This is a genomic window from Pseudomonas sp. PDM26 (genome assembly GCF_019219185.1).
In the GTDB taxonomy this organism is placed as follows: Bacteria; Pseudomonadota; Gammaproteobacteria; order Pseudomonadales; family Pseudomonadaceae; genus Aquipseudomonas.
On sequence record NZ_JAHUWC010000021.1, the window covers coordinates 101,875 to 126,295 of the forward strand.

19 protein-coding genes are annotated in these 24,421 nt (G+C 59.4%); 12 read left to right on the plus strand and 7 right to left on the minus strand.

Annotation, left to right across the window (positions count from 1 at the left end):
- Positions 1–143: 143 nt before the first annotated feature.
- Positions 144–2,081, minus strand: a complete 1,938-nt coding sequence (locus KW849_RS30030; RefSeq protein WP_371319195.1) for a potassium transporter Kup — start codon at positions 2,079–2,081, stop codon at positions 144–146.
- A gap of 543 nt (positions 2,082–2,624) precedes the next feature.
- On the opposite strand from KW849_RS30030, the gene KW849_RS30035 reads away from it, so the two are divergent.
- The 4 genes from KW849_RS30035 (at position 2,625) to KW849_RS30050 (ending at position 7,014) form a co-directional block, all read left to right on the plus strand.
- Positions 2,625–3,476, plus strand: coding sequence for a sugar phosphate isomerase/epimerase (locus KW849_RS30035; RefSeq protein WP_218433569.1), 852 nt, complete (start codon positions 2,625–2,627; stop codon positions 3,474–3,476).
- Between the two features lie 14 nt (positions 3,477–3,490).
- Positions 3,491–4,561 (plus strand): isopenicillin N synthase family oxygenase, encoded by a 1,071-nt coding sequence (locus KW849_RS30040; RefSeq protein ID WP_218433571.1) that lies wholly within the window; start codon positions 3,491–3,493, stop codon positions 4,559–4,561.
- Between the two features lie 46 nt (positions 4,562–4,607).
- The gene (locus KW849_RS30045) at positions 4,608–5,402 is read left to right on the plus strand and encodes an ABC transporter substrate-binding protein (RefSeq protein ID WP_218433624.1); all 795 of its coding nucleotides are present in this window, start codon (positions 4,608–4,610) and stop codon (positions 5,400–5,402) included.
- A gap of 64 nt (positions 5,403–5,466) precedes the next feature.
- Positions 5,467–7,014 (plus strand): amino acid ABC transporter permease/ATP-binding protein, encoded by a 1,548-nt coding sequence (locus KW849_RS30050; RefSeq protein WP_218433574.1) that lies wholly within the window; start codon positions 5,467–5,469, stop codon positions 7,012–7,014.
- An 80-nt stretch (positions 7,015–7,094) separates the two neighbouring features.
- Here KW849_RS30050 and KW849_RS30055 read toward each other — a convergent pair whose 3' ends face one another.
- Genes KW849_RS30055 through KW849_RS30075 form a run of 5 tightly spaced genes read right to left on the minus strand, consistent with a single transcriptional unit; the run spans position 7,095 to position 12,829 of the window.
- Entirely contained in the window at positions 7,095–7,934 is an 840-nt protein-coding gene (locus tag KW849_RS30055; protein WP_218433576.1) for a class I SAM-dependent methyltransferase, read from the minus strand.
- Positions 7,928–9,085 carry an acyltransferase gene (locus tag KW849_RS30060; RefSeq protein ID WP_218433578.1) on the minus strand — a complete coding sequence of 386 codons (1,158 nt, stop codon included), beginning with the start codon at positions 9,083–9,085 and terminating at the stop codon, positions 7,928–7,930. The genes KW849_RS30055 and KW849_RS30060 overlap by 7 nt, the downstream gene beginning before the upstream one ends.
- Positions 9,082–9,966 (minus strand): class I SAM-dependent methyltransferase, encoded by an 885-nt coding sequence (locus KW849_RS30065; protein WP_256357452.1) that lies wholly within the window; start codon positions 9,964–9,966, stop codon positions 9,082–9,084. Before KW849_RS30065 ends, KW849_RS30060 begins: the two co-directional genes overlap by 4 nt.
- Positions 9,963–11,258: a glycosyltransferase gene (locus KW849_RS30070; RefSeq protein ID WP_218433580.1), complete on the minus strand. Its 1,296-nt coding sequence runs from the start codon at positions 11,256–11,258 to the stop codon at positions 9,963–9,965. Before KW849_RS30070 ends, KW849_RS30065 begins: the two co-directional genes overlap by 4 nt.
- Positions 11,252–12,829 carry a glycosyltransferase gene (locus tag KW849_RS30075; RefSeq protein WP_256357453.1) on the minus strand — a complete coding sequence of 526 codons (1,578 nt, stop codon included), beginning with the start codon at positions 12,827–12,829 and terminating at the stop codon, positions 11,252–11,254. Before KW849_RS30075 ends, KW849_RS30070 begins: the two co-directional genes overlap by 7 nt.
- Before the next feature lie 423 nt (positions 12,830–13,252).
- Here KW849_RS30075 and KW849_RS30080 point away from each other — a divergent pair, with 423 nt between their 5' ends.
- From KW849_RS30080 to KW849_RS30115, 8 genes are read left to right on the plus strand one after another with little or no spacing between them, the layout of a single operon-like run.
- Entirely contained in the window at positions 13,253–14,167 is a 915-nt protein-coding gene (locus tag KW849_RS30080; RefSeq protein ID WP_218433584.1) for a GDP-mannose 4,6-dehydratase, read from the plus strand.
- Entirely contained in the window at positions 14,164–15,135 is a 972-nt protein-coding gene (gene gmd / locus KW849_RS30085) for a GDP-mannose 4,6-dehydratase (protein WP_218433586.1), read from the plus strand. The genes KW849_RS30080 and gmd overlap by 4 nt, the downstream gene beginning before the upstream one ends.
- A 3-nt stretch (positions 15,136–15,138) precedes the next feature.
- A complete protein-coding gene (locus KW849_RS30090) occupies positions 15,139–16,581 on the plus strand; it encodes a mannose-1-phosphate guanylyltransferase/mannose-6-phosphate isomerase (RefSeq protein ID WP_218433588.1) in 1,443 nt (480 codons plus the stop codon).
- On the plus strand, positions 16,582–17,379 hold the full coding sequence (locus KW849_RS30095) for an ABC transporter permease (protein WP_218433590.1): 798 nt from the start codon (positions 16,582–16,584) through the stop codon (positions 17,377–17,379).
- Positions 17,379–18,632, plus strand: coding sequence for an ABC transporter ATP-binding protein (locus tag KW849_RS30100; RefSeq protein WP_218433591.1), 1,254 nt, complete (start codon positions 17,379–17,381; stop codon positions 18,630–18,632). Before KW849_RS30095 ends, KW849_RS30100 begins: the two co-directional genes overlap by 1 nt.
- The gene (locus KW849_RS30105; protein WP_218433594.1) at positions 18,629–19,996 is read left to right on the plus strand and encodes a glycosyltransferase family 1 protein; all 1,368 of its coding nucleotides are present in this window, start codon (positions 18,629–18,631) and stop codon (positions 19,994–19,996) included. The genes KW849_RS30100 and KW849_RS30105 overlap by 4 nt, the downstream gene beginning before the upstream one ends.
- On the plus strand, positions 19,980–21,110 hold the full coding sequence (locus KW849_RS30110) for a glycosyltransferase family 1 protein (RefSeq protein WP_218433596.1): 1,131 nt from the start codon (positions 19,980–19,982) through the stop codon (positions 21,108–21,110). The genes KW849_RS30105 and KW849_RS30110 overlap by 17 nt, the downstream gene beginning before the upstream one ends.
- Positions 21,111–22,241, plus strand: coding sequence for a glycosyltransferase family 4 protein (locus KW849_RS30115; RefSeq protein ID WP_218433598.1), 1,131 nt, complete (start codon positions 21,111–21,113; stop codon positions 22,239–22,241).
- A gap of 36 nt (positions 22,242–22,277) precedes the next feature.
- Here KW849_RS30115 and mrdA read toward each other — a convergent pair whose 3' ends face one another.
- Positions 22,278–24,170, minus strand: a complete 1,893-nt coding sequence (gene mrdA, locus KW849_RS30120) for a penicillin-binding protein 2 (protein WP_218433608.1) — start codon at positions 24,168–24,170, stop codon at positions 22,278–22,280.
- Positions 24,171–24,421: the final 251 nt, after the last annotated feature.

Sequence of the window (24,421 nt, forward strand, 5' to 3'; positions counted from 1 at the left end):
CGACCAGTGCCAGTTAAAAACTGTTACCTATGTGCTTGAACTGTTTTGTTACCTATGCGGGTGAGTCATACCCCCGTCGATTTTTCGTCTTTTTTTCCACATCCCGTGGGGAAAGTCGGGGAAGTACAAGCTAGCAGAATTCCTTACATCTCAACCTGTGTGCCCAGCTCTATCACCCGATTCAACGGCAACTTGAAGTACTTGAGGTTGCTGTTGGCGTTCTTGAGTAAAAAGGCGAACAGGCCTTCTCGCCAACGGGCCATGCCGATGCGCTTGGTCGGGATCACCGTTTCCCGGCTCAGGAAATAGGTGGTGCGCATCGGACTGAAGTCCAGCTCAGCCAAGTGACAGAGACTCAACGCCAAAGGGACATCGGGCTCCTCGATAAAGCCGAAGTGCAGGCTGACCCGGAAGAACCCTTCGCCATACGCTTGAACCTCAAACCGGCGATCTGCACTCACACGAGGGCTGTCTTCAGACACCACGGTGAGCAACACCACTTGCTCATGCAAAACCTGGTTATGCAGCAGGTTGTGCAGCAACGCATGCGGAACGGCATCGGACCTGGCTGTCAGAAATACCGCCGTACCTTGTACACGATGAGGAGGCTGCGTGCGGATGCTACCGATGAACAGTGGTAGAGGCAGCGCGGTTTCGTCCAGCCGTTCAACTATGATCTTGCGGCCCCGTTTCCAGGTCGTCATCAAAATGAACAGGCCAATGCCGGCAATCACCGGGAACGCACCGCCCTGGAAGATCTTCGGAGCATTGGCCGCGAAGTACAGGCTGTCGACCAGCAGAAAACCGAGCAGCATCGGAATGGCCAGCCAGCGCGGGGTTTTCCATAGCAGCAGGACGACGGCCGAGGACAGGATGGTGGTGATCAACATGGTGCCCGTCACAGCGACCCCATAAGCGGCCGCCAAAGCACTGGAAGACTCGAAACCAAGCACCAGCAGCACAACACCGACCATCAATGCCCAATTGACCGTGCCGATGTAGATCTGTCCCTGCTCCAGGCTGGAGGTGTGCTGGATAAACATGCGAGGAACATACCCAAGCTGGATGGCCTGGTGGGTCAGGGAAAATGCGCCTGAGATCACCGCTTGAGAAGCGATGATGGTCGCCAGTGTGGAGAGTGCGACCATCGGCAGCAGTGCCCAGCCCGGCGCGAGCAAATAAAATGGATTGCGCACCGCCTCAGGGTTTTCCAGGATCAAGGCACCTTGACCAAAATAATTGAGTACAAGTCCTGGCAACACCAAAATGAACCACGCGCGGGCAATGGGTTTGCGACCGAAGTGCCCCATGTCGGCATACAGTGCTTCGGCGCCCGTCAGCGCGAGTACCACTGCACCAAGGATGGCCACACCGATTCCCGGATGAGCGATAAAAAAATGCGCTCCCCAGTACGGATTGAGCGCTTGCAATACTTCCGGTCGCTGGAAAATGCCATAGATCCCCAGCGCACCCAGCACGACAAACCACAGCACCATCACTGGGCCGAACAGGATACCGATGCGAGCGGTGCCGTGTTTCTGTATCAAGAACAGCGCCACCAGCACGATCACTGACAAGGGCACGACCCAGTGTTCGATTCCGTCAAACGCCAGTTGTAGACCTTCAACCGCAGAGAGCACCGAAATGGCCGGGGTGATCATGCTGTCCCCGTAAAAAAGCGCCGCACCGAACAGGCCAAGCAGAACGAGTATTTTACTCATGCGCGGATAAGGGGCGGCCGCGCGGCGGGCTAAAGCCGTCAAGGCCATGATGCCGCCTTCGCCCTGGTTGTCGGCACGCAGGATGAACAGCACGTATTTGATCGAGACGACCCAAATCAGTGACCAGAAGACCAACGACAGGATACCCAACACGCCGTCGTGGTTGGCCTGAACGCCATAGTGACCAGAAAATACTTCTTTCAGCGTGTACAGAGGGCTGGTGCCAATGTCCCCGTAAACCACTCCGACCGCGGCGACGAGCAAACCCACTCCTGACGTTTTGGATTGCGGGTTTTCATGTGCTCCGATTGCTGTTTCACTCAAGGGTCGCTTCTCTCGAATTGCGGGGAGGAAGTGCATGCCATCCTTGGGCAAAACAATATGCCCAGGCCACTGAAGCCTCGAGGCGCATGGACGATCTGAAAAGTCGCGACCAGTATCTTTGAGGGCTGAAACGGCAGTCGTAAAGAATGCGTAAAAATTTACGGCGATACGAACTCTATCCATTCAAATCATCAGATTGGATCTGGCGGTGCCGGGTGTGCTCGATATTGCCGGACTGCCATATTGAGTCACTTGCAGCCCTGCACGACAGGCAGCACAGTCAAAAGCGAACCCTCAGCGGCCCGGTGTCGCTTGGGACTCTTCAAAATGATGCCGTAACAATGGCATCTCTCGCTAATAGCTAGCGTAGACACGTTCTCGCCCATAAACCCCCTCCTGGCAAACGAGATAAATAGCTAGCTATTTGTTAGTGAAAGTCTGAAGTATTCATTTGAACTTTCAGATTCTTTCACCGCGCGGCCTGTGCTTAACATCGGCTCCACAGCGAACCAGCCTCTTTGCAGCCTGGCGCCGTCGAAATGCTTTTGCAGCAGACCCTGGGATTTTTGAGGATCACCGATGAAGCTGGAAATTTTCCGCACGCTGTGGGGCTATACCGCCAGCAAGGCTCAGGCGCTCGAGGAGTTGCTGCACGCGGGCTTTGACGGCATGGAGGCACGCCTGCCGCTGGACGCCGGTGAACGGGCCGAGTTCGGCGCTTTTCTCCAGGCCAATCGCCTGGGCTATATCAGCACCGTCTTCACCGCGTACGACGTGCTGCCGGACCAGTCGGCAACGCCTGCCGTTCACCTCGATGACCTCGACCAGAAACTCGCCTGGGCTGCCGAACTCGGCCCACGCTTCGTCAACGTGCTGGCGGGCAACGATCGCTGGTCCTTGCCACAACAAGTGGAATTTTTCGGCCAGGCGCTGGATCTGGCGCGCAAACACGGCCAGGTCTGCAGTTTCGAGACCCACCGTTCGCGTTCGCTGTTCAACCCCTGGGTGACCCTGGAGTTGATCCGCCAACTGCCCGACTTGTTGTTCACCAGTGACATCAGCCACTGGGTCGTGACTTGCGAGCGTCTGTTGAATGATCCGGCCGATGACCTGAGCGCTTTCATCGAGCGGGTTCACCATATCCAGGCCCGGGTCGGTTACGACCAGGGCCCGCAGGTTCCGCACCCGGCGGCGCCCGAATATGCAAAAGAACTGGCGTTCCATCAGCAGCACTGGGTAAGCATCTGGCGCTCGCAGCAAGCCCGCGGTTACCAGGTCAGCACCCTGACCCCGGAATTCGGCGCCGACGGCTACCTGCATCATTTGCCCTTCACCAATGTCCCGGTCGCCGACCTGTGGTCATTGAACGTGTGGATGGGCCAGACCGAGCGCGAACACTTCAAGCGTTTCAGCCACTCAAGCCATCCTTAGGGAGCCGATGCGTCATGCCTGACAATAAACACAACAGCGCCAGCACTGACACACACAAAGCCAACTTCAACAGCATTCCGGTGGTCAACATTGCCGGTCTGTTCAGCGTTGAACTGGAACACCGTCTGGCCGTGGCCGAGCAATTGGGGCGAGCCGCCAGCGAGGTCGGGTTCCTCTATATCACCGATCACGGTATCGACCCGCAACTGATCGCCAACCTGCGCCAGGCTGCCAAAGACTTTTTCGACCAGTCCTTCGACACCAAGATGCGCCACTACATCGGCACCTCACAAACCCACAAGGGCTTTGTACCCGAAGGCGAAGAGGTCTATTCCAAAGGCAAGCCGGACCACAAGGAAGCCTTCGACGTCGGCTTCGAAGTCCCGGCCGATGACCCGCTGGTGCTGGCCAACACCCCGTTGCTGGGGCCCAACGACTGGCCGCAGCTGTCAGGCTTCAAGGCGTCGGTACAGGCCTACTATGCAGCCATCTTCGCCTTGGGCCGGCGCCTGTTCGGCGGCTTCGCCCTGACCCTGGGCCTGGAAGAAAACTATTTCGACACCCTGGTCACCCGTCCGCCGTCCAAGCTGCGCCTGATCCACTACCCCTTCGACGGTGCCGCCCATGATGCACCGGGTCTTGGCGCCCATACTGACTACGAGTGTTTCACCATCCTTTTGGCCGACAAACCGGGCCTTGAGGTGATGAACGATCTTGGCCAATGGATCGATGCACCACCGATGGCCGATGCCTTTGTCGTAAACATCGGCGACATGCTGGAAGTGATGACGGCAGGCGCTTTCGTTGCCACTGCGCATCGGGTGCGCAGCGTGAAGGAGGAGCGCTATTCCTTTCCGCTGTTTTATGCCTGCGACTATCACACCCAGATCAAGCCGCTGCCCGGGTTTGCCCAGGCAGGCAACGACTACGAAGAAATCACCATCGGCGAACACATGTATGGCCAGGCGCTGCAGACCTATCAGTATCTGCGCCAGAGGGTGGCCAACGGGGAAGTTCAACTGCCAGGCAAGGCACGCAAGCCCGCCAGTTTCGGACATTTGAAAAATCAGGCGCAACCGTCCTGATTGAAATTTTCAGCTACCCCACTACCTACGCCGGAGTCAGTACATGATGAAAAACAACAAGAAAAACCTTTTGAGCCTGGCTGTATTGGCAGCCGGTATGTTCGGTGCCTCGGTGAGCATGGCCGCGGCAGACACGTTCAAGGTCGGCATGGAAATCACCTACCCTCCTTTCGAGTCCTACGACAAGGACAAGAATGTGGTGGGTTCGGACCCCGAGCTGGCAATGGCTCTGGCCAAGCAGATGAACGCCAAGGTGGAGTTCGTCGACACCAAGTTCCCGAGCCTGATCCTCGGTTTGAACTCCGGCAAGTACGACGCGATCATTTCCGGCATGTACATCACGCCGGAGCGCCAGACCCAGGCCCAGACCATCGCCTATGCCAACACCGGGGCCGCGGTCATGGTGCCCAAGGGCAGCGAGATCAATGCGAAAAAACCTGAGGACCTGTGCGGTTTGAAACTGGGCCTGGAACAGGGCACGACCTGGGTCAAGGAATTCAGGAAGCTGTCCGATGAATACTGCGTACCGAACAACAAAGGTGCGATCACCGTCAGCGAATACCCCTCAGCCCCCGAAGTGACCCAGGCCCTGCTGTCCAAAAACATCCAGGCCCAGGTCGAAATCGCTGGCGCGGCAAAAATGATCGCGGAAAAGACCAACGGCCGGGTTGTGATCACCACCGAGCATCCGATCTATCAGCAAACCCTGGGCATCTTCGTCAAGAAAGGTAACGACGAAACCTTCCAGGCCGTGCAGAAGGCCTTCGAGGAGAGCAAAAAGAGCGGTGAATACGCCGCAGTCCTCAAGAAATATGGTTTGGAAGAACCGACTGCCAACTAAGATCCTGTCTTTGTAGTCTGGTCATCTGCCTCCCCTGCACCGGGGCGGCAGATCGAGGTGCCCCATGCAATTCGATTGGTCGTATTTCTTCTCCCTGTTCTCCCTGCCGGACTTCTGGAATGCCTGCGTCACGGTGGTCCAGCTCAGTGCCCTGGCCTGGTTCATCGGCATGCTGCTGGGTTTTGTCCTGGCCACGGCCAAGCTGTCCCAATCGCCCTTGCTGCGCATTCCCGCAGCGGTCTACATCTGGTTCTTCCGCAGCATCCCGTTGCTGGTGCTGGTGGTGTTCGTCTACAACCTGCCGCAATTGTTTCCCGGTAGCGGATCGATTCTGTCCAACCCCTTCTACGCAGGCCTGCTGGCCCTGGTGGTCACTGAAGCGGCGTACATGGCGGAAATCCATCGTGGCGGCCTCATCTCCGTGGCCAAGGGCCAGAAGGAAGCCGGGCGCGCGCTGGGTGTCGGCCTGTTGGGCATGCAACGCCTGATCGTGATCCCCCAGGCTTTCCGTATTTCGCTGCCGACCTTGATCAATGAATACATCACGGTGGTCAAGCTGACATCGCTGGTCTCGGTCATTTCCCTGACCGAAATCCTCACGGTCGGCCAACGCCTCTATGCCACCAACTTCCTGGTCATGGAAACCCTGGCGGCGGTAGGCGTCTATTACGTGTTGATCGTCACCGTGTTCGGTTATTTCCTGCAGCGCCTGGAGCGCTACCTGGACCTGAACCTGCGCAAGCCGCACACGCTCGACGCGGCCACCATCGCCAGGTTCAAGGCCAGTGCCGAAGCGTTGCCCGACACTGCGCGCAAGGCAGCAGACTCTAACGCGACGCCCATCCTGCAGCTGAAGAACATCCAGAAGAGCTATGGCACGCACAAGGTGCTGCTGGGTATCGACCTTAATGTCGAATGCGGCCAAGTGGTCTCGATCATCGGGCCATCCGGCTCCGGCAAGACTTCGCTGATCCGCACGGTCAACGGCCTGGAAACCATCGATAGCGGCGACATTCTGTTGTTCGGCGAAAAATTCATCGAGGCTTCGGACAAACCCAACGGTTCCCGCCTGCGCAAAGGCGTGCGGCACATCGGCATGGTGTTCCAGAACTTCAACCTGTTCCCGCACCGCACCATTCTCGACAACGTCACACTGGCACCGCGTTACCACGGTCAGCCGGGCGAGCTGAGTGAACATCGTGCCTATGCGCTACTGGACAAGGTTGGCCTGCTGGCCCATGCCCACAAGTACCCGCACCAGCTCTCCGGCGGGCAACAGCAGCGCGTGGCGATCGCTCGAGCCCTGGCGATGGAGCCGCAGATCATGCTGTTCGACGAGCCGACCTCGGCCCTCGACCCGGAACTGGTCAACGACGTGCTGAACGTGATCCGCGACTTGGCGAAAGAAGGCATGACCATGCTGATCGTGACCCACGAAATGGACTTTGCCATGTCGATATCCGACCGGGTCGTGTTCATGGAGAACGGCAATATCCAACTGGATGCCGCCCCTGAAACCATACGATGCGATGCCAAAGGAGAACGCGTGCGGCGCTTCATGGGAATCAGTGCTCGATCGCCAAGCCTGGCTGCAACGCTGGATCATGCATGAGCATGGGTGCAGCCTTAATGCCGATCAGTTAAGCCCAGACACTGACTGGCATTAGACCTCGCCCGGGCGAGCATTGCTGGTCAGGGTTTGCGCGCAATGATCACCTGACTTTTCGCCACCACGGCATCCAGCGCCTGCTTGATCTGTGCACCCCGTGGCGAGGCCAGAATCGCCTGCCAGGTATCCGCCCAGTGGTTGAGCAACGGATGGTCCGGGTTGCTGAAATCGACCTTGGCTTCCCAGAACAACAGCATCCACATCGACCAGTAGAATCCGTACTGGCTGTGGCTGATCACTTCCAGGCCGGCATCGCTGACCATGGCCTTGAACTGTTCTTCGCTGATGATGCGGATGTGGTTGGGTTTCTGGAAATACTCGGCCGCCGCGATATCTTTCTGCAGGTCTTCGGAGCTTGGATGCGGGACGCTCAGCAGGTACAACGCGCCCGGCTTGCCGACGCGCACCAGTTCAGCGAGGAACTGCGCCGGATCGTCCACGTGCTCGATGACCTCGGTCGACACCACCCGTGTGGCGGTCGCATCGGCAATCGGCAGCGGGTTGCAGTCGGTGACATGGCATTCGACGTCGCGGGCCGGTGTATCGCTCAGGCGCTGGCGGGTCGCCTCGACCTTGGCCGCGTCGATATCGGCGATGATGATCTTCGCCCCGCGCATCCCGCAGAAATGCACGTTGCCGCCGTCGCCGCAACCGACATCCAGCAGCGTGTCCTCGGGGGTCACCGGGAAGCCGGTGAACAGTTCGCCGGTTTGCTGATTGAACCAGCCACTGAGCATCGCGTCGTGCAGGCCGAGCATGTAGGGGTCGACTTTCTCCGCCACTGGCGCCGCGGGCGCTGTCTCTGGCGGCACAGGCGCGGGCGCGGGCGTGCCCGCCGTGAGTTTCTTCAAAAGGCTCAGCATGAGGTGGCTCCAGAGGATGGGACGGCTGTTCGGGAGGTGCCCAGGCGTTTGACCAGCGAGGCGCCGCGGTTGCGCATAGGCATTTCGATGTAGCGATAGTTGAGTTCGCTCAGCAGCACGATCAGGCCGCCAGCCATCAGCAACATCAGAATCGGATGGCCAGCGGGACTGGGCAGCCCGGCAGCCTGTAAACGGAAAATGAATTCACGAACCAGCAAGTAGGCCGGGATATGGATCAGGTAAATCCCGTAGGAACGGCTGCCGACCCACGTCATCAGGTTTTTGAACACCCCGCGCGGCAACAGGTAATCGCGGTTGTAAGACGCGATCCACACCAGCAGCGCACACAACAGCGCTATCACGCCGATCCGGTAGGAAGTAAAGGTGAAACGATCCGTTGCCATGAAGCTGAGCAGCAGCGACACCGCGACCAATGCGGCAACACCCGCCCACGGACGACGCAGGAATTTTGGCTCCCAGCGCCGGTACGACGGCTGCACGCTCCACATCGCCAACAGCACGCCAAGGGCCAGCGCGTCGGTGCGCACCACCATCAGGATCGGCGTGCGCAAGGTCAACAATTGCAGCGCCACCAACGCCAGCAACGCCCACACCAGGTGCTTGCGAAACAGCACGATCAGCAGCGGAAACAGCAGGTAGAACTGCTCTTCCAGCGACAGGCTCCAGTACACGAAACTGGTGCCGTACTCGTAGCGATAAAAACTGTCGGCAAAGCGGAAATTGGCGTACTGCGCGACGCCGGCCAGGGTCGCCTGCAGGTTCGCGTGCAGTGTGCCGAACGCGCCGGAGCGGTTGAGAAAAAGGCACGCCAGCAACATCAGTGCCAGCCATAACCAGGCCGACGGCAGCAAACGAAAGGCCCGGCGCAACCAGAAATTGCGCGTTTGTTGCCAGTATTCCTGGCGAGTTGTGCAGTGGCGCAAGGCCGGGATCAGGCTGCGGGCAATGACGAAACCCGAGATCGCGAAAAACAGATCCACGCCCCACCACGGCTGGCTGTACAGCGTGATGCTCTGCAGCAACGGCACAGCCGCCGCGAACAGACTGTCCTGCAGATGATGAAACAGCACGCCGAGCACCGCAATGCCGCGCAGCAACTCGATGTCAATGATCCGTTTTTCGTTGCTCATGCGCCCTCCTGGACATGGGGTTTGCGAGCAATGATCACCTGGCTCTTGGGCATGAACTGATCCAGCATCCGCTTGATCGCCAACCCGTCGGGCTGGGCCAGCAAGTCCTGCCAGGTTTTCGCCCAGCTCTCCATCAGCGGTGGATACGGCGCCTGAATCCGGTCGCGAACTGCACCGCCCAGATCCCGCCCGGCGGCCCGTTCACTGGCCCAGAAAAAAATCATGCCCATCACCCAGAAAAACCCGGTGGCCTGACGATGCTCGATGACCAGGCCCGCGTCCTCCACCAGCGCGGCGAATCGCTCGGGGCTGAAAATCTGCACGTGATTGGGCGATTGGAAGTAACTGGCCGGGGCGATGCCTTTCTGCAAATGCTCGCCCACCGGGGATGGCACGCTCAGCAGATACAGCGCACCGGGGCGGCCCATGCGCACCAGTTCTGCCATGAAGGGTTCTGGATGGTCGATGTGTTCCAGCACTTCCATGCACACGACTTTGCTCGCGCAACCATCGGCCAGAGGCAGCGGCAGGCTGTTGCTGACCAGACCGAGATTCGCCTTGTCCGATTGTGCTTGCACTTGCTGCGCCAGGTCGCGGACCTTGTCGTGTTCACTGTCGGTGAAGATCACCGACGCGCCTTGACGCACCGCAAACAAGGTCGCAACCCCTTCGCCACAGCCGACATCCAGCAAGGTGTCGTCGGCGGTAATGGCAAAGCCTTTGAGCAACTCGCCGCTATCGCCCGAAAACCAGCCGTCATGCATTGCATCGTGCAGGCCCACCTCTCTTGGCGATACACGGGATTGCTCGACCGGCAACGGCGCGGGCCGGGGCTCGGGGTTCGTCTCTGCAAAGAAACGTCTGACCCATGCGCGAATCATGCCTCAGGGGTTTCCACGGCACGGTTCTCGAACAGGCGCTCAAAAAATACGCAAAGCCGTTGCTCGGCAGTGGCCTGGCTGCAGAATTTCCTGAGGCTGGCCACTGCGTGCGCGGACATCTGTGCATAACGCCCGGGATCACCCTTGGCCACGTCATAGCTTGATTGGTAAGCCCTGCACAACGACGCCCAATTGGTGACGTAGCGCAAGGTACGAAACGCCCTGCGCGGGTCATGTGGCCAGGCCGTCAGCTCATCGGTGGAGTCAATCAGGAATGCATTATCGGCATCCAGATAATCGATCATCGCCGTGGTCCGTGGCGCCACCGTCGGTTTGCCACAGGACATGAACTCCATCAGCGGAAGACATTGGCCCTCGCCGTAGGACGTGTTGACCACGTAACTCGTGGCCTGCACCAGTTGCTCATAGTCCGCATCAGCCAGATAGCCGTAAATCAGCACGACGCGGCAGCGGTAAGACTGGTTTTTGTACAAGTGGTGAAGGATGTCAGTCAGCGCTTCTTCGGCATCGTGGTGCGTCAATTTGAGCACCAGCGTTGCGTCGTCCACCTCGCGAAACGTCACGCAAAAGGCACTGAGCATGTCTTCCCAATTCTTGCGCCCGTCACCGGGGTTGAACACCGAGGTGTAAATCACGCCGTCGAGAACCAACTCGTGCTCACTCGGCGGGGCCTCGAAATCAATACCCACACCTTGGCGAGTGGCCACGGGGCCGAAGGCTCGCAAGTCGAGTTCGCGGCTGTCGGCCAGCAACCCCTTGAGCGTCAACCGCACCTGACTGGCCAAGGGCTGACGTTGCAAGTGGGCGCCGCGCTCGGAAAACCGGTCCCATACCGGGGCCGGTACCGCGATGACCGGATAGTCGGTGCCCATCGCTTCGCGCACCGCATTCACGGTGTAGCTGGAATGTGTAATCGCCGCACCCGCTGCCCGCAACACCGTGCGCCAGTCATTGCGCGGGTCACCGGCAAAGGGTTCGTTGGGGATGGTGCTGAATTCCCATGCGAACACCGGCAGCGTCGGGCAGGCGAAATTGATCGGCGTGCGATGAGGCGGTGAGAACGACAGGAACACGCACGCTTCACCACGGGACAGACAGTCCATGTACAAGGCATCGACTTCGGTCTGCGGGTCGCGGACTTCTACTACTCGCCCCAGCCGCTCCAGCACGGGCCGGTACTCCTTGAGCACGAAGTAATAGCTGTACTCAGAGCGGCCAAGGTTCTGGGCAATGGTGTGCTGGTTGGTTTCCGAATGAATGATGATCAGCATGAGGCGGTATCCGTCACGGTTGCTGTCGGCAAAGCCTGTGGCGTCAGCCCGAAAAAATCCGCCATACGCTTCTGCACCGGGGCGAAAGCGCAGTAATCGTGCATGCGCTCGACGGCGGCGAGGGACATGCGCCGATACTCCAGCGGTTGTTCCTTGGCCAGGCGGTAGCTGTTTTCGTAAGCGGTTTTCAGCGACCCCCAGTCCGGCCGGTAACGCAGGGTGCGGTAGATGATGCGAGTGTCCTGCGGCCAGATGGTCAGCTCCTCGCTGGACTTGACCACAAACGCCACACGCTCATCGATGTAGTCCTCCATGGCCGTGTGATCCGGGGCAATCACCGGTTTGCCGCTGGCCATGAACTCCATCAGCGGCAGGCACAGCCCTTCGCAGCGCGAGGCATTGACGTAGTAACTGGCGGCTTCGTACAGCCGGGCGTATTGCGGGTCGTCCAGGTAGCCGTGCATGACCACCACCCGACAGGCGAATGGCGAAAGCTGCGCGAGCAACGTCATCAGTTCGTCGTGGTAGGACGACAGATCGCTTTGGGTAATCTTCAGCACCAGCGTCGCGTCAGACGTTTCGCGGAACGCCCAGCAGAATGCGGTGATCAGTTGATGCCAGTTCTTGCGACCGTCACGCGGGTTGAATACGGTGACGTACACCACACCGTCAACCTGTGTTTCGACCTGGGCGGTGGTGTCCGGCCACAGTCGCGGTTCTGGCTCGGGTACTGCCATCGTCTGCGGGCCGGCGATGGCTGGCAACCAGTCAGCGAGACGCGCATGGGCGGCTTGCGACAGCAAGTCGCGAATCCCTTCCCAATACCACTGGCTTAGAAAATGCGTGCGATGCACCGGGATCGGCAGCGATTTACCTTTGTCCTGGCGCCACATACGCAGGTAATGGCGAGCAATCACCAAGCGGCGCTTGAGCGTCAGCGGCGGTGGCTTCAATGCCTCCAGTTCGGCCTCGAGCGCCGCCAGTTCCTCGGCAGTCGGCACGTCGGGAATCAGTGCATCGACGCTCAGCCCGAGTGCGCGTGTATCGAAGATGCAACCCTTGATGTCCAGGGTCGAACCGGCGCTGATCGGGACGCTGGTGTGGCGACTACGAATGTCAGCGAAGTTTTCCCACAACGGGGTCGGCAACACCAGCACCGGAAAGTCTTCGCCCATGGTCCGACGAATCGCCCGGGCGGTATGGCTGGAGAGTGTGATCACCCGGCCCTGCCGCGCCAGCATTTGCGTCCAGTCCTGGCGCGGGTCGTTATCCCATTGTTCATCGGGAATCGAATCAAACTCCCAGGCCACCACGCAGATCGTCGGGCACGCAAGGTCGTTCGGGGTTTTCTGCGGCGGCGTGAACGACAGGAACAGGCTGTCTTCGCCGGCGGCCAATAACTGTTTGTAGAGCGGATCGACCTCGGCGGTGGAGGACACCACATGCACTCGCCCAAGGCTCTCGAGCACAGGGCGATAGGCCTTGAGCACGAAGTAGTAACTGTACTCGGGACGGCCGAGACTCTGGCTGATGGAGCTGTCGTTGACGTCGGAGTAAAGAATGAAATTCATGGCATCCCACGGTGACGCCGCCATCCCGGCGGCCTCACGCTATGACGGGGAGAACACGGTTCGAGTCAGTCTTACTGGCGCTCGTCCATCGTCCTGCTGCCCGTCTTCGTTCTTGTTTTAGTGGTCAGTTTCTCGCAGTTTCGAAGCGACGCTGCCGAACCCCGGATAATCGTGACGATGGGCATTCTAAACACATCCATTGAGGGTTCGTGAACCGCCCGGCGAGAATAAATCAGACTACGCTGACGAGAACTGACCAGTCACGTTTGGACTTGTTGAAATTGCAGAGCAAATGGCACAGATTGGCTACCAAACAACTACAACAAACATTTCACCTGTCTTTCGAGCGATCATATCGACTCGTGAAACCTTTCCATGAAGACTGTGGAAGCTGGATGAAATGCATGACCAAGGGGTCGCTGTTTGAAAAAGCGTCTGTTTGTCACGGGGTTGACCGGATTCGTAGGACAACACATCCAATCGCGTTTGCGGGCTGATGCCTCGGAATGGGAACTTCTGGTGGCTCCTGACCGCTACGATCTCGCCGCGCAGGACAGCCTCGAAAGCTTATGGCCGCAAATGCCCGATGCGGTGATTCACCTGGCCGGCCAGACTTTCGTCCCGGAGGCCTTTCGTGATCCGGCGCGCACCCTGAACATCAACCTGCTGGGCACCCTGAACCTGCTGCAAGCCCTCAAGGCGCGCGGCTTCACCGGCACATTTCTGTACGTCAGCTCCGGTGATGTCTATGGCCAGGTCACCGAAGAGCATCTGCCCATCACTGAATTGCAGCCACCCTGCCCGCGCAATCCCTATGCCGTGAGCAAACTGTCGGCAGAGTTCCTGAGTTTGCAATGGGGCCTGAGCGAAGGCTGGCCGGTACTGGTCGCCCGCCCGTTCAACCACATCGGCACAGGACAGAAAGACAGCTTCGTCATCGCCAGCGCCGCCCGCCAGATCTGCCGGATCAAGCAAGGCCTGCAAGGGCCACGACTGGAGGTCGGGGACATCGATGTCACGCGCGATTTCCTGGATGTCGCGGACGTGGTTTCGGCCTACCTGGCCTTGCTGGAGAAAGGCATACCGGGGCAGGTGTACAACATTTGCTCGGGGCACGAGCAGAGCATTCGCAGTTTGATCGAGCAGTTGGCAGTTCTTGCCCAGGTCGACCTGCAATTGGTCCAGGACCCTGCGCGACTTCGCCGCGCGGATCAGCGTCGGGTGTGTGGCAGCCCTGCCAGGCTGGTCCAGACCACCGAATGGAAGCCTGAAATCACAACACAACAATCCCTGCGGGCGATCCTGTCCGACTGGGAGAAGCGAGTACGACAAGAATGACTAAAAGTGCATTGATCACGGGTATCACCGGCCAGGATGGCGCGTATCTGGCCAAACTGCTGCTCGACAAGGGCTACAAAGTCCACGGCCTGGTGGCGCGTCGCAGCAGCGACTCGCGCTGGCGCCTGCGCGAGATGGGCGTCGAGGCGGACATCGTCTACCTGGACGGCGACATGGCCGATGCCTGTTCAGTGCAGCGAGCGGTGATCAGGTCGGCGCCGGACGAGGTCTACAACCTCGCCGCGCAAAGCTTTGTCGCGGCCTCCTGGGATCAACCGGTGACCACCGGCATCGTCGACGGTCTGGGCGTTACCCACCTGCTCGAAGCGATTCGTCAGTTCAGTGCGCACACGCGCTTTTACCAGGCGTCCACCAGCGAAATGTTCGGCCTGATCCAGGCCGAACAGCAGGACGAGAACACACCGTTCTATCCGCGCAGCCCTTATGGCGTGGCCAAGCTGTACGGACACTGGATCACCGTGAACTACCGCGAAAGTTTCAACCTGCACGCCAGCAGCGGCATCCTGTTCAACCATGAATCACCGTTGCGCGGCATCGAGTTCGTCACACGCAAAGTCACCGACGCCGCCGCCCGGATCAAGCAGGGCAAGCAGCATGAACTGCGCCTGGGCAACATCGACGCCAAGCGCGACTGGGGCTTTGCCGGGGACTACGTCGAAGCCATGTGGCTGATGCTGCAACAGGACAAACCCGACGACTTCGTGGTGGCCACCGGCGTGACCACCACCGTGCGCGAGATGTGCCGGATCGCCTTCGATCATGTGGGCCTGAACTACCGCGATTACGTGAAGATCGACCCGGCGTTCTTCCGCCCGGCCGAAGTGGAAGTGCTGCTCGGCAACCCGGCCAAGGCCCAGCGCGTGCTGGGCTGGAAACCCAAAACCGATCTGGATACCTTGATCCGCATGATGATGGATGCGGACATGAAACGCGTCGCCAAGGAGTAGGCCATGCTGATTCCCGTGATTCTCTCCGGCGGTGCCGGGACAAGGTTGTGGCCGGTGTCGCGTGAGGGCCATCCCAAACCCTTCATGGCATTGCCCGACGGCCAGTCGCTACTGGGCAAGACCTATCGACGGGCTGCGGACCTGCTCGACGGCTGGGGCGATATCGTCACGGTGACCAACCGCGAGTACTACTTCCAGAGCAAGGATCACTTTCGGGACGCGCACCTGGGCCGGCATCGCGGGCACTTCCTGCTGGAGCCGACGGGGCGTAATACGGCGCCGGCCATTGCCGCCGCCGCCCTCTCCCTGCAGGCCCTGCATGGCGACGACGCGATCATGCTGGTCATGCCCGCCGACCACTTGATCGTCAATGTCGACGCGCTGAAGGACGCGGTCGAGCATGCCGTGACATTGGCCAGGCGTGGTCACCTGGTGACCTTCGGGGTGGTGCCGACCGCTGCGGAAACCGGTTTTGGCTACATTGAAGCCGGCACATCCCTGGACGATAAAGGTGCAGCCAGCGTGCGGCGCTTCGTTGAAAAACCCGACCTGCAAACCGCGACGCATTACCTGGAAAGCGGCAACTTCCTGTGGAACTCCGGGATGTTCTGCTTCTCGGTCGCCACCCTGCTGGCCGAACTGCAAACCCATGCGCCCGCCTTGCTGGAGCAGACACAAACCTGCATGGCCGCCAGCGCTCCCGTGGAAAACGCCGGGGATGTGCAACAAGAACTGTCACCGGCCCTGTTTGGCGAAATCATGGACATCTCCATCGACTACGCGTTGATGGAACGCTCAGACAAGGTGGTCGTCGTGCCCGCCCGTTTCGACTGGAGCGATATCGGTTCCTGGGGTGCGGTGGCCGCGCTGGTACCGGCGGATGCACAAAACAACCGCGCCGTCGGCGAGTCGATCTTCATCGACAGCCACAACAATTTCGTCCAGAGCGATAACCGTCTGGTGGCGACCGTGGGTGTGGATAACCTGATCATCGTCGACACCGCCGACGCGGTGCTGGTGGCCCACGCCGACCGCGCCCAGGATGTGCGCCGGGTGGCCAGGCAACTCAAGGACAAAGAGCACGAAGCCTATCGCCTGCACCGTACGGTCAGTCGGCCATGGGGCACCTACACCGTGCTCGAGGAAGGCCCGCGCTTCAAGATCAAGCGCATCGTGGTCAAGCCCGGCGCCAAGTTGTCGTTGCAGATGCACCACCATCGCAATGAACACTGGGTGGTGGTCGAAGGCATGGCCAAGGTCACCAACAACGGCACCGGCACGCACCTGGTGGCCAAGAACGAATCGACCTTCATTGCCGCCGGTCACAAGCATCGCCTGGAGAATCCCGGCGTGATCGACCTGGTGATCATCGAGGTGCAAAGCGGCGAATACCTGGGAGAGGACGACATCGTCCGCTTCGAAGATCAATACGGCAGGATGGTTTGAATGCTGCTTTCCCTTTACCGCACGCTGAGCAGCTATCGAGGGTTCATCCTCGGTAGCGTCCAGCGAGAGTTTCAGGCGCGTTATCGCAATTCGTTGTTCGGTGCCCTGTGGACCGTGCTCAATCCGCTGTCGATGATCATTGTCTACACCGTGATTTTTTCCCACATCATGCGCGCGCGTTTGCCTGGGGTAGATGACGGCATGGCCTACAGCATCTACCTCTGCGCCGGGTTGCTGACCTGGGGCTTGTTCGCAGAAATCACCGTGCGCAGCCAGAACATGTTTCTGGATAACGCCAACCTGCTGAAAAAAATCAGCTTCCCACGGATCTGCCTGCCGGTGATCGTGCTGTTGAATGCCGGTATCAACTTCGCAATCATCATCGGCCTGTTCCTCGGCTTTCTGTTGATCACCGGTCGACTACCGGGCCTGGCACTGTTGGCGCTTATTCCCCTGCTGGCGTTACAGGTGATGTTCTGTTCCGGATTGGGGATCATTCTTGGCGTATTGAATGTGTTTTTTCGCGATGTCGGGCAATTTTTCGCCATCTGCCTGCAGTTCTGGTTCTGGCTGACGCCAATCGTTTACCCGATGAGCATCCTTCCCGATTGGGTGCAGCGCTTGCTGCAACTCAACCCCCTGACCAACCTGATCACCAGCTACCAGAACATCTTCCTGTACGGCCAATGGCCCGTCTGGAGTTCGCTGCTGCCGATCATGGTCGTCAGCCTGTTGCTCTTCGCTATTGGCCTGCGGCTGTTTCGGCAGAGGGTCGGTGAAATGGTGGATGAACTCTGATGGGGCACATACGCGTCACCGGCCTGGGCAAGGCCTATAAACAATACCCTACCCGCTGGAGTCGACTGGCCGAGTGGCTGATCCCGTTTTCGCCAATACGTCATCGCCAGCATTGGGTGCTGCAAGACGTGACCTTCCAGATTGCCCCCGGAGAATCGGTGGGCATCGTCGGGGTCAACGGCGCCGGCAAAAGCACCTTGTTGAAGATGATCACCGGCACCACCCAACCCACCTGTGGCACCATTGAGCTCGAAGGCCGCGTCGCCGCCCTGCTGGAGTTGGGCATGGGTTTTCATGCGGACTTTACCGGCCGGCAGAATGCGGTCATGGCCGGGCAGCTGCTGGGTATGCAGGTCGAGGAAATAGAAGCGTTGATGCCACAAATCGAGCGCTTCGCGGAAATAGGCGACGCCATCGACCACCCGGTGCGCACCTATTCCAGCGGTATGCAAATGCGCCTGGCGTTCAGCGTGGCCACCGCGCGGCGCCCGGACATTTTGATCGTCGATGAAGCACTGTCGGTGGGCGATGCCTATTTCCAGCACAAAAGCTTCGACCGCATCCGCAACTTTCGCAAAGCCGGTACCACGCTGTTGATCGTCTCCCATGACCGAGGGGCGATTCAGTCGATCTGCGACTCGGCGATCCTCCTGGAAAACGGCCACATGGCCATGCACGACACACCCGAAACCGTCATGGATTACTACAACGCCCTGCTCGCCGAGCGTGAAGGACAGACCGTGCGCCAGGAAGCCCTCGCCGGCGGCCAGGTCAGTACCATTTCGGGAACGGGTGAAGCCAGGATTCTGAACGTGCGCTTGCTCGACCAACATGAACGCTCCATCGACGCCGCCGAAGTCGGCCAGCCGGTCGTGCTGGAGGTCAATGTCGAGGTTCGCCAGGACATCGAACGGCTGGTACTGGGCTTCATGATCAAGGATCGCCTGGGCCAGGCCATGTACGGCATCAACACCCATCGCCAGGATCAGGCGCTGACCGATCTGCAGGCTGGCGAACGCGTGAGCTATCGCTTTGCATTCGTCATGGGGCTGGGCAAGGGTAACTATTCCGTGGCGTTGAGCCTGTCACGCCTGGATTCACACCTGGACCGCAACTTCGAGTGGCGCGATTACGGGCTGGTGTTCCATGTGATCAACAACCGCCAGGAAGATTTTGTCGGCTGCTCATGGCTGGCCGCGAAGACCACCGTCACGCGCTCGAGCGCGCCGGTCACCTCGGGGAGCACGCCATGACGCGTCTGTTGGTGGAATGCACACACGTATTCCAGCACCCCAAGGTCAATTCGGGCATTCAGCGGGTGGTGCGCAACGTCGTCAACCAGCTACCGGAATCGGTCGACGGTGTTGAATGCATCCCGGTTGTGATGCTCAAGGGCAAACTCTATCGGGTACTGAAACTCGGCGCGCTGAACATTCCGTTTTTCGATCAGTTGATGACGTTCGGCGGGCGACTTGGCCGGCTGGCACATCGTTTCTGGCAATGGCACCAGCGGCTCGACCAACGTATGCCATCGCGATTCGCCCGGCGCGTGGCATACGTGGCTTATCGACTGACAGCGCTGACCTGCTTCAGCGTGCCGCTGCGTCTGATCGACCAGCTCAATCAGTATCAACTGCCCAAACGTTGCGCACCGTTGCAGCATCAACCGGGGGACCAACTGGTGTTGCTGGACTCGTCCTGGCACACCGACTTTTTCCCGTTTGCCGAACAGCTCAAACGTGAAGGCGTGGGTATTGTTTCAGTAATCTACGATTTGATTCCCCTGACGCATCCGCAGTTTTACGACACTCGGCTGGTGCAGGTGTTCAACGAGTGGTTTGACTGGATCACCCAAACCGCCGATGGCTATGTGGCCATTTCCGCCACAGTACGCGATCAGGTGCGTGATGAATTGCAACACCGCCTGGGCTCTGCCAAGGCCAGTGAATTGTGGTTCGACTATTTCCACCTCGGCTCCGAACTGGACCTGAGGGAAGTCAACGCCGCCGTGGAACCGCGTCTTTCCCGGCTGTTCGCGACACCGGAACCGGTATTTTTGATGGTCAGTACCATCGAGCCGCGCAAGAACCACGACTACCTGCTGGACGCCTTCGAACGGGCCTGGGCGGCGGGCTCCAAGGTCCGGCTGTGCATTGCCGGGCGAGTCGGCTGGAAATGCGATGCACTGCTGGCCCGGGTCCGTAATCACCCGCAGCTGAACCAACGACTGTTCATGTTCAATGACCTGAGCGACACCAGCCTCGAGCATGCCTACACCCACGCCAGCTCACTGGTGTTTCCGTCTTTTGTGGAAGGCTTCGGCCTGCCGCTGGTAGAAGCCATGCAGCGTGGACTGCCGGCCATGGGCAGCGACATTGCGGTCTTTCGCGAAATCGGCGGCGAGTTCATGGCGTACTTCGATCTGGCCAAGCCACAAAGCCTGGCTGATCTGGTCATTGGTTTCGAGAGCAGCGGTCAATTCCCGGCCGCTCACAACGTCGCGCACTGGCGCTGGATCGGCTGGCGTGAAGCCAGTGCGCAACTGGCTTCACGCACCCTGCGCAATCTCCCGGACGTGCCGCTCGTACAAGAGAGGCAACATGCGCATTGCCCTTAACGCACGGATTCTCCAGGCGCCGCGCACCGGCATCGGCCACTACGTCGCCGAACTGGCGAACGCCCTGGCGGGTGAACCGGATATTGAACTGGCGCTGTTTCATGGCTGGGGCTGGAGTGATGTGCTGCCGCAAGCGGCCATGCCCGGTTATTCCCGACTGACGCCATTGCTGCGGCAGATTCCGGGGGCCTATCAGGCCCGACGGTGGCTGGAGCAGAAACGCTTCGATCAGGGCCGCGCGCAAGCCATCGACCTCTACCACGAACCGAGTTTGTGGCCGCTGTCGTTCGACGGTCCGACCGTCATCACCCTGCATGACCTGACTCACCTGCACTATCCCGAAACGCAGCCACCGGCGCGCTTGCGAGAAATCGAACGGCGCGTGGCCGACGGCGTGCGACAGGCAAGCCTGATTCTGACCGACTCGCAGTTCATTGCTGACGAAGCCCAGGCACATTTCGGGTTACCGGCCGAGCGACTTGTCGTTGCCCCGCTCGGTGTAGCCGCGCGTTTTCACCCGCGGTCCCCCGAAGCTATCGACGCCGTACTCAAGACCCATGGCGTCGAAGCGCGGGAATACTTCCTCTGTGTCGGCACCCTGGAACCGCGCAAGAATCTGTCCCTCGCCCTGCGCGCCCACGCCCGATTGCCGGAATCGGTCCGTCAGCGTTTTCCTTTGCTGATCGTCGGCATGGCCGGCTGGCAGCGCGAGCAGTTCAGCGAAGAATTGCACCAGGCCCTGGCCAGCGGTCATGTCTGTTTGCTCGGCTATCTGCCTGACGAGCACGTTGCGCAGCTGTTGGCCGGCGCCCGGGCATTGATTTTTCCGTCGCTTTACGAAGGTTTTGGCCTGCCGGTGCTGGAGGCCATGGCCTGCGGCACGCCGGTCATTCTGACCAGTCGTTCGGCCATGCCCGAAGTGGCAGGCTCTGCGGGTAACTATGTTGAACCGGATGAAACCGACGGCTTGCGCGATGCAATGAGTCGTCTGATCGAGGATCTAGCGCATTGGCAGGCATGCCGAGAAGCCGGATTGCTACAGGCAAGGCTTTTTACCTGGAAACGCTGCGCGCAAGTCACGGCCAGCGCTTACCGCCAGGCAATGGGAGGTTGAATGCGAGTTCTTCATTTTTTCAAGACGTACCTGCCTGACTCGGTCGGCGGGATCGAACAAGTGATTTTCCAGTTGTGCGAAAGCGGTGCCCTGCACGGCGTTGAAGGCAAGGTGCTGACACTCAGTGCCGATCCGACAACGCCGGTGGTGCAGCTCGGTCATCACGAAGTCCATCGGGCCAAACTCGACATTCAGTTCGCCTCTACCGGGTTTTCCTGGAGCGTCTTCAAACAGTTTCGCGAGTTGGCGGCCGAGGCCGACGTGGTCAATTACCACTTTCCCTGGCCGTTCATGGACCTGGTGCACTTCGCCAGCGGCCTGAACAAACCCAGCGTGGTGACGTACCACTCGGACATCATCCGCCAGAAACACCTGCTCAAACTTTACCGGCCGCTGATGAATCGCTTTCTGCACAGCGCCGACCGGATCGTCGCTGCGTCGCCCAATTACCTGCACACCAGTGATGTGTTGCAACAGTTTCAGCACAAGACCCGAGTGATCCCCTATGGATTGAACAAGGCAGGCTACCCACAGCCGGACAGCGATCGAACGGCCCACTGGCGGCAAAAGCTCGGCGACAAGTTCTTTCTGTTCGTCGGTGTGATGCGCTACTACAAAGGTTTGCACATCCTGCTCGACGCCTTGAAGGACCTGGATTACCCGACGGTGATTGTCGGTGCCGGCCCACTGGAAGCAGAGCTGCATGCCCAGGCGACCGCCTTGGGTTTACGCAATGTCCACTTCCTCGGTCGTCTGGGGGACGAGGACAAAGTGGCGCTGCTGCAACTGAGCTACGCCATCGTGTTCCCGTCACACCTGCGTTCCGAAGCCTTCGGCATTTCGCTGCTTGAAGGCGCGATGTATGGCAAACCGATGATCTCCAGTGAGATTGGCACGGGCACCAGTTACATCAATATCCATAACGAGACCGGGCTGGTGGTGCCGCCGAGCAATCCATTGGCGTTCCGTGAGGCGATGCGCACGCTTTGGGAAAACCCGGTGCTGGCGGCGCAAATGGGCGAGAAGGCACAGGCCCGTTATCAAAATCTGTTTACCGCGGACGAAATGGGTCGCAAATGGACGGCCTTGTATGAGGAACTGCTGGAAGAAAAAGCCCTCGCCTACGCCTGAGCAGCCGTGATGCCCGTGCTATGAAGCCATGTGGGTTCAGACGTGAGGATCGCCCGGCACCTTGCTCGGCGCGGCGTACTCTGGCTTCAGGTGCCCGTCCTGATCGAGTAGCCAGGCGTCCATGATCTCCCGGACGACCGGTCCGGCGACGCGGCCACCCGCCTCGCCGTTTTCGATCATCACCGAAATCACGATCTTCGGATGTTCGGCCGGGGCGAAGCCGACGAACAACGCATTGTCGCGGTTACGCTCGCGGGTTTTCTCCCGGTTGTAACGTTCGCCCTGCTTGATCGCCACCACTTGCGCGGTACCACTCTTGCCGGCGATACGATACTGCGCCCCTGCCGCTGCGGCCCGGGCAATCCCGCGGGCATCGTGCATCACCATCTGCATGCCATGGTTGACTTGCTCCCAATCACGCGGATCCTTGAGCAGAATGTTCGGCATCGGATGCTCATCCACCGGCGCGACGCCGTCCACGGTTTTGGCCAGGTGCGGGCGATTCCACACGCCTTTGTTGGCAATCAGCGCCGTCGCCTGGGCCAATTGCAGCGGCGTGACCTGCATGTAGCCCTGGCCGATGCCGAGAATCACCGTCTCGCCCGGAAACCAGGCCTGACGACGGGTGGCGCGCTTCCAGGCTTGGGATGGCATCAGGCCAGGGGACTCTTCATTCATGTCCAGGGAGACTTTCTCACCGAGCCCGAACATGGCCATGTAGTCGTGCAGGCGATCGATACCGAGCTTGTGTGCGAGGTCATAGAAATAGGTGTCGTTGGAACGCATGATCGCCGCATCCATATCCACCCAACCATCGCCGCTGTGGTTCCAGTTGCGGTACTTGTGATCGAAATCCGGTAGCTGGTAATAACCGGGGTCGAACACACGGGTCTGTGGCGTGACGACACCTGCATCGAGGCCGGCGATTGCCACTTCCGGCTTGATGGTCGAACCCGGGGCATAGAGACCACGCAGCACACGATTGAACAGCGGCCGATCAATGGAATCCCGTAGCGAAGAGTATTCTTTGGAACTGATACCGGTGACGAACAGATTCGGATCGAAACTCGGGTTACTGACCATGGCCAGCACTTCACCGGTCGACGGATCCAGCGCGACCACCGAGCCACGGCGATCACCCAGGGCTTGCTCGGCGGCTTCCTGCAGCTTGACGTCGAGGCTCAGGACAATGTTTTCGCCTGGCACCGGGTCAGTGTGCTTGAGCACGCGGAGCACGCGACCCTGGGCATTGGTTTCGACTTCTTCGTAACCGACATGGCCGTGCAGTTGCGTCTCGTAGAATTTTTCAATTCCGGTCTTGCCGATGGATTGGGTGCCTCGGTACTCGACCGTATCCAGAGCCTTTGACTCTTTCTCGTTGATGCGTCCGACGTAGCCGACCGAATGAGCGAAGTGCTCGCCCAATGGATAGTGCCGAACGAACTGCGGCTCGACATCCAGCCCCGGTAAGCGGAATTCGTTGACGGCAAGGATGGCAATTTGTTCTTCGTTCAGCTCATAGAACAACGTCACGGGTACGAACGGATGACGTGCCTGTTTCATGGCCTTGTCGAACAGCGTGCGATCTTCAGCGGGCAAGTGCAGGAGATTGACCACCTCGTCCAGCTCCTCGTTTACATCGCAAGCACGTTCGCGGGTGATGGTCAGGTTAAAGCTGGGGCGGTTGTCAGCGAGAAGTACGCCGTTGCGGTCATAGATCAACCCGCGGGTGGGCGTAATCGGCAGGACATGTACACGATTGTTTTCGGAGATAGTCGAGTGATAGTCGAACTCGACTACTTGCAGGACATACATACGCACTACCAGCGCACAGGTGACAGCGGCAACGAACAAGGCGCAGGCCATGAGTCTCTTGTTGACCAGGCATGTCTCTTTTTCGTGGTCCTTGATCGGTATCGGTTCGGGCACTTGTGCAGCAACTCTTTGAAAGGGGATGCCAATCCGTGGGCGCAAACTCAGTCCATTAACAAAGAGCCGCACCATACCAAAACCGTGGAGTCACGTTGGTGTGATTTTTTTTACAATTGGCGGACAAAAACAAAACCCCTACCTGCGTACGCAGATAGGGGTTTCGGAATTTAATCTTGACGATGACCTACTCTCACATGGGGAAACCCCACACTACCATCGGCGATGCATCGTTTCACTGCTGAGTTCGG

What these genes read in the sequence shown, in the direction of transcription:
- KW849_RS30090 (WP_218433588.1), top strand. Translation starts at nt 15,139, where the DNA reads ATGCTGATTCCCGTGATTCTCTCCGGCGGTGCCGGGACAAGGTTGTGG.
- KW849_RS30110 (WP_218433596.1), top strand. Translation starts at nt 19,980, where the DNA reads ATGCGCATTGCCCTTAACGCACGGATTCTCCAGGCGCCGCGCACCGGC.
- KW849_RS30075 (WP_256357453.1), bottom strand. Translation starts at nt 12,829, where the DNA reads ATGAATTTCATTCTTTACTCCGACGTCAACGACAGCTCCATCAGCCAG.
- KW849_RS30055 (WP_218433576.1), bottom strand. Translation starts at nt 7,934, where the DNA reads ATGCTGAGCCTTTTGAAGAAACTCACGGCGGGCACGCCCGCGCCCGCG.
- KW849_RS30035 (WP_218433569.1), top strand. Translation starts at nt 2,625, where the DNA reads ATGAAGCTGGAAATTTTCCGCACGCTGTGGGGCTATACCGCCAGCAAG.
- KW849_RS30100 (WP_218433591.1), top strand. Translation starts at nt 17,379, where the DNA reads ATGGGGCACATACGCGTCACCGGCCTGGGCAAGGCCTATAAACAATAC.
- KW849_RS30115 (WP_218433598.1), top strand. Translation starts at nt 21,111, where the DNA reads ATGCGAGTTCTTCATTTTTTCAAGACGTACCTGCCTGACTCGGTCGGC.
- KW849_RS30095 (WP_218433590.1), top strand. Translation starts at nt 16,582, where the DNA reads ATGCTGCTTTCCCTTTACCGCACGCTGAGCAGCTATCGAGGGTTCATC.
- KW849_RS30050 (WP_218433574.1), top strand. Translation starts at nt 5,467, where the DNA reads ATGCAATTCGATTGGTCGTATTTCTTCTCCCTGTTCTCCCTGCCGGAC.
- KW849_RS30045 (WP_218433624.1), top strand. Translation starts at nt 4,608, where the DNA reads ATGAAAAACAACAAGAAAAACCTTTTGAGCCTGGCTGTATTGGCAGCC.
- KW849_RS30105 (WP_218433594.1), top strand. Translation starts at nt 18,629, where the DNA reads ATGACGCGTCTGTTGGTGGAATGCACACACGTATTCCAGCACCCCAAG.
- KW849_RS30030 (WP_371319195.1), bottom strand. Translation starts at nt 2,081, where the DNA reads ATGCACTTCCTCCCCGCAATTCGAGAGAAGCGACCCTTGAGTGAAACA.
- KW849_RS30060 (WP_218433578.1), bottom strand. Translation starts at nt 9,085, where the DNA reads ATGAGCAACGAAAAACGGATCATTGACATCGAGTTGCTGCGCGGCATT.
- KW849_RS30040 (WP_218433571.1), top strand. Translation starts at nt 3,491, where the DNA reads ATGCCTGACAATAAACACAACAGCGCCAGCACTGACACACACAAAGCC.
- KW849_RS30065 (WP_256357452.1), bottom strand. Translation starts at nt 9,966, where the DNA reads ATGATTCGCGCATGGGTCAGACGTTTCTTTGCAGAGACGAACCCCGAG.
- KW849_RS30070 (WP_218433580.1), bottom strand. Translation starts at nt 11,258, where the DNA reads ATGCTGATCATCATTCATTCGGAAACCAACCAGCACACCATTGCCCAG.
- gmd (WP_218433586.1), top strand. Translation starts at nt 14,164, where the DNA reads ATGACTAAAAGTGCATTGATCACGGGTATCACCGGCCAGGATGGCGCG.